5 protein-coding genes and 1 CRISPR repeat array (1 of these 6 running past the window's edge) are annotated in these 8243 nt (G+C 49.8%); of the genes, 3 read left to right on the plus strand and 2 right to left on the minus strand.

What is annotated here, in order from left to right; genetic code table 11:
• Window positions 1–326: direct repeats of the CRISPR family, unit length 37 nt; unit sequence GCCGGAAAAAACCTAAAACCCTATCAGGGATTGAAAC; it begins 2268 nt to the left of the window's first position.
• Window positions 327–333: 7 nt separating this feature from the next.
• Together QUB14_RS01010 and QUB14_RS01015 are read right to left on the minus strand one after the other, a co-directional pair.
• Window positions 334–1560, minus strand: coding sequence for a glycosyltransferase family 4 protein (locus QUB14_RS01010; RefSeq protein WP_333213550.1), 1227 nt, complete (start codon window positions 1558–1560; stop codon window positions 334–336).
• Window positions 1561–1668: 108 nt separating this feature from the next.
• Window positions 1669–3990: an IMS domain-containing protein gene (locus QUB14_RS01015; protein ID WP_333213548.1), complete on the minus strand. Its 2322-nt coding sequence runs from the start codon at window positions 3988–3990 to the stop codon at window positions 1669–1671.
• 447 nt (window positions 3991–4437) lie between these two features.
• On the opposite strand from QUB14_RS01015, the gene pdhA reads away from it, so the two are divergent.
• From pdhA to QUB14_RS01030, 3 genes are all read left to right on the plus strand, one after another.
• Window positions 4438–5475 carry a pyruvate dehydrogenase (acetyl-transferring) E1 component subunit alpha gene (pdhA, locus tag QUB14_RS01020; RefSeq protein WP_006634162.1) on the plus strand — a complete coding sequence of 346 codons (1038 nt, stop codon included), beginning with the start codon at window positions 4438–4440 and terminating at the stop codon, window positions 5473–5475.
• Between the two features lie 339 nt (window positions 5476–5814).
• On the plus strand, window positions 5815–6159 hold the full coding sequence (locus QUB14_RS01025; protein ID WP_333213546.1) for a clan AA aspartic protease: 345 nt from the start codon (window positions 5815–5817) through the stop codon (window positions 6157–6159).
• Window positions 6160–6541: 382 nt separating this feature from the next.
• Window positions 6542–7723, plus strand: coding sequence for an NAD(P)/FAD-dependent oxidoreductase (locus tag QUB14_RS01030; protein ID WP_333213544.1), 1182 nt, complete (start codon window positions 6542–6544; stop codon window positions 7721–7723).
• Window positions 7724–8243 lie beyond the last annotated feature (520 nt).

Consider the following 8243-nt stretch of genomic DNA (forward strand, 5'->3'; position numbering starts at 1 on the left):
AAAAACCTAAAACCCTATCAGGGATTGAAACCGGGTAAATCAACATTTATGAAATTGGCAACAATGCTAGGCCGGAAAAAACCTAAAACCCTATCAGGGATTGAAACTTGCTTGAGAAGTTTCCGACAGTTGCACTCAGGGACTTTTGCCGGAAAAAACCTAAAACCCTATCAGGGATTGAAACTTATCTACGTGTTGTCGCAGGCGAGCGAATTTTGGCCGGAAAAAACCTAAAACCCTATCAGGGATTGAAACGTTGGCAAAGCGGCATATTCTGCAATCCAGGCAGGCCGGAAAAAACCTATTTCCCATTTAGGGCTTGAAACGCCCAAACTACAAAATTATTGGCTCAAAAATAGACTTCTCCTCTCTCTTTTTATCTCCTCCCATAACCTCAAGCAATCGATCGACTACGCGCCTCCAAGTAAAATTTTCAGCCACAAAAGCCGGGCCCGCAACCCTCGCTTTCGCAGCCAATCCAGGCTGTTCGATCGCCCCTTGCATCAAATCAGTCAAATGTTCCCACTCAGGAGCTAAGATAAATAACGTTTCCCCATCGCTCGCCACAGCCGTAAATTTACTCTGAATCCGCAGTGCAAAGTTCGATCGCGTAAAATCATCCGTAGGGCCGCCCGCAGTGCAAATTACCGGCAAACCACAAGCTGCAGCTTCCAACACCGGCAGGTTAAAACCTTCTGCCAAATATGGAGAAACATAAGCATCTGCAGCTTGGTAAAACTCTGCTATTTGAGCAAAAGATAGCTGGCTACCCGTATAAATTAATCTTGGTAAAACTCTCGCTCTTTCCGCATCGTTGAGCACAACTCGGCAGGCTTCCGCAATCTCGTCTCTCGACGGATAAAGCAGTTCAGAACCTTTTAAAACTAATCTCGCATCTGGATATTTGTCAACTACCGCAGCGAAGGCTTTTAATAAAGGGCGAATACCTTTGCGATCCGTTTGCCCTCCGATGTTTAAAAATATAAAATAGTTTGACCAGCCCAAGCTTTCGCGCAGTGATTGACGCCGATCGCCCGCAGCAGGATAATAAATCTGAGGATCGACTCCCAAAGGTACCACGGCAATGCGATCGGCCTCAACTCCGCTGCGAATTAAGCCGGCTTTTGACCACGCTGAAGGTGTAATAATTTTCGTTTCTGAGTTAATGGGGGTTTGGGCGATCGACTTAACACCCATCGCCTTTAATACTGTACTGGTAACAATCCCCCATTCTGTCGCTGCAAATACCCAAGTTTGAGCGCTGCTGGATGCCGAGAAGTCCCACGGGCAGTACATTCGCAGGGTAACATCGGCTGACTGATTTACCGCAGGGCTCTTAATGCTGCGAAGTAAGGTTTCATTTGGGCGATCGAACAAACTAATTTTCGTCTCCCAAGCTGCGTCAATGTAGGGCATATCGCGGTGGAAAAGCTCAATTTGGCTTCGCGGGCGATTCCCTACGGGATAGCTGCGCTTCACGAGCATTTCCAGCAGTTGAAATTGATTGGCTACGCAATAGGAATGATAAATAAAACGCCAGCCTTCAACAATAATCTGCAATTCAAAACTCCCGCTTTTGGAATTAAAAATTCACCTAATAATCAGAACTTGGTAATTAGTAATTAGCCACCAGAAATTACCAATTACCAATTACTAATTACCAATTCCTTACTTAATCACTTGCCAATCCATAATCCGCCACTGTCCCTCTTGACGGATCAAGTCGTAGCGCACCCGCAGGTTTTCATTGCGGGAAGAAACGAGCTGAGATCGATCGAACACTTCGGCTTTTTCCCCTACTTGGGCTTCTACTTGAGCGCGATCGGGATTAGTCGGATTCGTCTTAACTCCATTAACTTGCAGCTTGTGTACGTAACGCTGGTGCGCGTTGTTTCGCTGTTGAGCTTCTGCCATCAATTGCCAGCGAGACAAAGCCGGTTCTGTCAGAACTTGCTTTAATTCTTCGACTGCGTGATTGGGGCCCAAAGCCGCTGCTTTCGCCGACAGCCAGCTTTGAACTATTTGTTCCGCTGATTCCTGAGTGATTTCTCCCGACACTGCGCCTGCAGCGATCGGCTCTGGGGCCGCGGCCAAGGCAGGGATTTCTAGGGGCGGTTCTTCCAGGCGGACAAGGGCTTGCTCTCCTCGCAGGGGGCCCGATAGGGCTTGCATGGCGCTAGCCAACAGACTGAGTATTAACCACAGGAGTAACAGACTCAGGACACCTGCGACTAGAAACAAAGCCAGCCTTTTTGGAGGCATGGACTTGACTTGGGCGGTAAGTTCTGCTGCCTTGGTGCGCGCTCGATCGACCAAATCGCCCTTTAGCCCATTGCCGCTTGCTCCGCTGCGCCCTGAATGTTGGCGTCTGCGTTGTTTGGAAGTCGAGTCTGCAGGGTGTGGCACTGTAGCTATCGGCATAGAGACGGCCGCAGCAGCGGGGCTCGGCGCGGCCACCGTTGCCTGGGATTTAGCGCCCGAGGCTGCGGTGGAAGCCTCACCCGGTACGGCGGTCAAGGTGACGGTACTGGCTCCCTGCTTGGCTGCAGGTGGCTGTGCGGGTATGGCAGCGGGCGATCTGCCTGCTGCCGGTTGCAGTCGCCCTGGGACTTTGCCGGAGCGGGGCTGCACGACGACCCATTCGTTGGCGGTTTCTGCGTCCTGCGGCAAAGCTTCTAGGTAAGCTTGTACTTTCGGGTCGGCAAAGTAGTCTTTCAAGGACACTGACTCGTTAGCCAAGTCGCGGAAGTGGGGAAACACTTCTTCTTGTAGCCAGTGTTCGGCGTACAAGCACAGTCCGGGCAACAAGTCGGGTGAATCTTGGGAATGTTCGCGAATGAAGGCCAGGGGTTCTTTTTCCGAACTGAGTTCGAGGGCTCTGCTGGCTTCTTCTGTCTGGCCCAGCAGCAGGGAACAGACGGCTTTTTCCAGGTGAACGTCTTGGCGGCGACCTAGCTGCATCAGCATCAGCTTGGCGCGACGGATCATCGATGGCTGTCTGGCGGCAAATCCTTGGGCTAACAGGGTGTAGACCGAGAGGTAAGTGGCGACTGCGGAGGGGCGGCCGGCTTCGGCTTCAAATAGCGCCTGCTGCTCGCTGCTGGTTAGGTGTTTACGCATTTGCTGCACGAACCGGAGGAAGTCTTCTATTCCTAAACCCGATCGATCGTCTCCCGAACCGTCGATACCGCCTCGTTCTTGAAGCATTTCTCGCAGGATTTGCAGTCCCTTGCGACGCTCGTCAACTTTTTCTTCGGGGAGTGATAATAGCTCTAAAATGTTGTACGGACGGAGTTTGTATATGTCGGCTTGCATTTCACCCCTCACGCTTGCAAATAGGCTTTCGCGCAGCAGCAATTCTTGACCTGCTTCTAATGATTTTGCGGCATTTTCGTACTGACCTTGCTGCCACTGTTCGCGGCCGAGTTCTAGACAGGCAAGGCTGACAGTTAAAACTATATCTGGCCTCACGAGCTGGGGGTCGCCGAAACGACCTTCTGCGATCGCGATGCTGCCATTGTTAAGATACGGGCGACCCAGCTTCTGTACGAGTTCGTATTCCCCCAGTTCTTGAAGTATGAGCAGGGCTCCTACGAATTGGTTGTCATCGATTTCAATACTTGGAGTGTGGGGGTCGGGAGCAGCCTCTAAAGCCTTGGACTCTGGCGGAGCAGTTTCTCCTGCCTCTTGCAGGAAGGTGGCCGTGCCTGCTGAGGTTTTTGACCTCTGGTGCTTGGCTTCCTGTGCGGCTTCCGACTCTCGATCGTAAGTTTTGGCTAAAAAACTGGCATCGTAAGCTTTGCGCCCCTCTGAGTCTGACAGAACGGCGCAGGCTTCATCGAGCAGTTGTTTGCGGGCGACGATCGCAACTTCAGAATACTCCCTGCGCGGAAGCTGTAAAGTTCGATCGCGGTGAGCCTGCTGCAACTGTTCGGCAGTAGCTTGAATCGGTAGACCCAAAATCCGGTAGTAATCTAGTGGAATTAACACTCGTCCACTTCCCCAAAGCGCTAGCAACTGAATTAGCCTATCTTAAGTGAGATACTCCCGCAAACCAAATCAAAAATTCTGGTGTTGGCTTCCAACCGCCCAATTCACGGTATCTTGGACTTGTCGTAGAGATACTCTGACTTTTTTCCCTCTACAGCGTTTTACAGTGAGCAAAATGCCTTGCCCCACTGCCCGTCAGCTAAAGGAGTGGTTTGACTCTTGAGCATTTTCGGGTTTGAGAGTAATGGAATTATATCATTCGTTGGCATCGGGTTTAGATGGGACTTGGTTCTCGGACTCCTGGCCATCCGCCCCGCCTGCCAAACTCATTTTAACAATTGGTGAACTGCTGCACAGAAAACCTTCGATCGTTTTCTGCTGCGGTTGTGTCCCATCTGGGTTTAAATTTAGATGTCTAGGAAGCCGATCGTCGGGTATTAATTATTTATGGTTCAGGAACGGACTTTACCAGTTTTTGACGCGCAAAGCGTAAACATTTCTCGGGATGAGGGCTTGATGCTCTACGAGGATATGGTCTTGGGGCGCTATTTTGAGGACAAGTGTGCTGAGATGTACTACCGGGGCAAAATGTTTGGTTTTGTCCACTTGTACAACGGTCAGGAAGCTGTCTCTACTGGCGTGATTCGATCGATGCGCCGGGATGACACTGATTACGTCAGCAGCACCTACCGCGATCACGTTCACGCTTTGAGCGCGGGCGTCCCGGCGCGGGAGGTAATGGCGGAGTTATTCGGGAAGGAAACTGGTTGCTCGAAGGGCCGCGGCGGTTCGATGCATATGTTTTCGGCCGAACACCGACTGTTGGGAGGTTATGCTTTTGTGGCTGAGGGGATTCCTGTAGCTACGGGGGCGGCTTTTCAATCGAAGTACCGCCGTGAAGCTTTGGGGGATGAGAGTTCCGATGGCGTAACTGCTTGTTTTTTTGGCGATGGCGCTGCAAATAACGGGCAGTTTTTTGAATGTTTGAATATGGCGGCTTTGTGGAAGTTGCCGATTATTTATGTTGTGGAAAACAACAAATGGGCGATCGGGATGGCCCACGAACGAGCTACTTCCGATCCGCTGATTTACAAGAAAGCTCATGCTTTTGGCATGGCTGGTTTTGAGGTTGACGGGATGGATGTTTTGGCGGTGCGGGAAGTGGCGAAAGAAGCTGTAGCGCGGGCGCGAGCCGGCGAGGGGCCGACTTTGATCGAGGCTTTGACTTATCGCTTTCGCGGCCATTCTTTGGCCGATCCAGATGAGTTGCGTTCTAAGGAAGAGAAGGAATATTGGTTCCCCCGCGATCCAATTAAGAAGTTGGCTGCTGATTTGATCGATCGAACTTTGGCAACTGCTGAAGAATTGAAAGAGATCGATAATAAAATTCAAGCAGTAATTGATGATGCAGTCGATTTTGCTGAGAAAAGCGCTGAGCCAGATCCTAGCGAATTGTATCGGTTTATCTATGCAGAAGATGAGTAAGCTGTTGTGATTTAACTTGTATGTTTAGGGCGGCCAGGATGCCCACCCCACAAGAGTGATAGATCCCCGTAGGGACGCGGCGAAAGCCTTTGTCCCTACAGCACTTCCTAAACCTAGAATACGCTGTCAGACTTACGTACCAACTCTACTTGTAGGGTTTGCACTGCGAACCTTATTACTCTAAATTGTGGCTAGAATCAAAGGTAGACTTTATAGACGAAAAGAGGCGATCTCATAAATCTCGATCGCGATCTAACTCAAGCCAGCAAAAATAAGGGTGCAGTTCGAGTCAAAGTCAAGCTAACGAATGCCATTGATGAAGAGTTAGTCAAGAGAGGATTGCTCAATCCAAATCAGTTGCGCGTGTACGAAGCAGAAGCACTCATAGATACTGTTGCAGTACGCACAGCTATTCCTGTAGAAGTCTGCGAACACCTAGCTTTAAGAATTAGGAGTCATGAAATAGTAAAATATGCTGATGGCCGACAAGAAACAGTGGGGTTGACTGGGCCTATTATCATTGAAATAGAAGGGCGCGAAACGAGTGAGGCGGCAATGGTTTTAGGCGATATGGTGCTAACGGGTAAAACTGTGTTAGAAACTTTAGATTTGCTAGTAGATTGCAAAAATCAGCGTCTAATTCCTAATCCAGAAAATCCCGAAAGGCCTGTATTGAGAGTTTAATACTAAATCCCGCTTAAATACCTCCTTGATTTATTATGTTCGAGTGCCGCGATCGGCATGATGGCAGCATTTTTAATCAGCACAAATTCAACGGTTTACGAAGGCTTTTAGTCGTAGAGCCATTCTTGAAACTCATCTTGATTCATTTCGACGGCTTCATCATTTCGCGGAATGTTGTCTCGCTGTCTGGCTTGTAGGATCGTTCACCCTGATGTTATAGGTCGCGATCGCGCCCGCCTACTTTTGCAAGAAATCTCTTTTATGAATTAGTGCGTGAGTGTATATTATCAAGCAGAACCTACATCATGTCACACGAAGCGCGATTAGCTTCGCTAGTGCTCAAGGCAATCGCTTTCGTCGGTGCTTTTAACCGTATCTAAAAATGAGTGAAACCCCAACTTTCGATATCGCCATTATTGGTGCAGGCCCAGGCGCACTATGTGCAGCCCATGGGCTAGCCAATTTAGGTTTTTCGGTAGGTGTGTTTGAACGAGCTAGAGCTTTACGTCCCATCGGCGCTGCCCTAGGGTTGGCAGAAGCGGGGTATAAGGCATTGGCCCTCATCAATGCCGATCTCGCTACCCAAGTTCGTGCCGCTTCTGCCAACCCACAGCGACAACTGCTGATGAGACCCAATGGCGAGGTTCTGTTTTCTGATGAATCGCCCTTGGCGGGTACTCCCTTCACTTGGCTAGCGTGGTATAACCTACAAACCTCATTGCACAACACACTCCCACCTACCGTCTCCCTTCACCTCAACCATAAGTTTGTCAACTTTACTAAGGTCGCCGATCCGTCCGAGGCTGCCTTACGTTTGCACTTTGAGAATCAGGCCGATGTTGGCGCACAACTGTTAATTGGTGCCGATGGTTATCACTCTGCGGTTCGCGGGCTTACCGTGGGAGATGGTGCCCCTCTCTACACTGGAACCATGACTTGGCGAGGAATCTTGCCCCGTCAAATCCTAGCCCCGCTCGCTGAACCCTTTGCAGAAGGGGCTGGTTTTCAACTGGTGGTCGGCGACCAGAAAAATTTTTGGATTATGGATGCAGGAGGCGAGGCACTGGCTTGGACAGGGACTGCACTCCATCCGACTTCAGAGAAGAGTACCGATGTTTTAGCTATGGTTCTCCAAGTTTTTGACCAATGGACTCCCTTTGTTGAAAGGGTTATTCGAGCAACTGACCCTACCACCATTGTGGAAACTGGCGTGTTCGATCGGGAACCAGTATCCCAATGGGGGGATAGAGAGAGAATCACCTTATTAGGGGATGCCGCTCACCCGATGCGACCGTCGTTAGGATTAGGGTCTACTATGGCATTTGAGGATGCTGTTGCTTTAACAAAAGCACTCAAGGGGCTGAACTTGCAGGATACTGCTTGTGTTGCTAAAGCTCTTACGCACTATGAAGAGGAACGGATTGCGATCGCCGCACCGTTACAACTAAAAGCAAGGCAAGCAGGAGAAGCGTCCCATGCCTCGAACCAGGCTGACCAACTCAAGGCAGGCTTTGAATTAGCCTTAGCTGCTCGCAGACAAAAGGAGATGACTATATCCGATTAATTCGGTTACTCCCACATTTTTTGATAATGCAAGCGGGAGTAAATGTGGATCGGGGGTTTACGTCAGCAGTTTTTCATGCTCTGTTTTTTCTTCTTCTTTTCTGGGGAGTTCGGTCTTTGAGTGGCTGCATTGTTAGTTAATAGGTTGAGTCAGTCGAGCGATCGGCTGCTTTGCTTGTACTCAGTCGCACGCAGAGCCTAGCCAGCCCTGGCTCTTTCGCCCCCTACCCTGGCGCGGCGTTCACTTCGTCGGATTTGTCGCTAGCAACACGCGCCAGTTCAGTAGACCTCTTGCAAAAGTAGGCGGGCGCGATCGCGACTTATAACAAGCGTGCATAGCAACTATAGCTCAATACGGTTCAGTTAAGGGCTATGCAGTGCTTAAAACAATAAATACAGGAGGATTCATTATGATTCCAGTACCTCTGTGTTTAACTTGTTTATAGCGAAATTTTGAAACAGGCTTTTTGACAACTCTTGGGTTGTTTCTCTGAACTCTTTCCGGTATAATTTGAGCGATA

This window comes from Microcoleus sp. B3-D2 (assembly GCF_036705345.1).
In the GTDB taxonomy this organism is placed as follows: domain Bacteria; phylum Cyanobacteriota; class Cyanobacteriia; order Cyanobacteriales; family Microcoleaceae; genus Microcoleus.

What these genes read in the sequence shown, in the direction of transcription:
- pdhA (WP_006634162.1), top strand. Translation starts at nt 4,438, where the DNA reads ATGGTTCAGGAACGGACTTTACCAGTTTTTGACGCGCAAAGCGTAAAC.
- QUB14_RS01030 (WP_333213544.1), top strand. Translation starts at nt 6,542, where the DNA reads ATGAGTGAAACCCCAACTTTCGATATCGCCATTATTGGTGCAGGCCCA.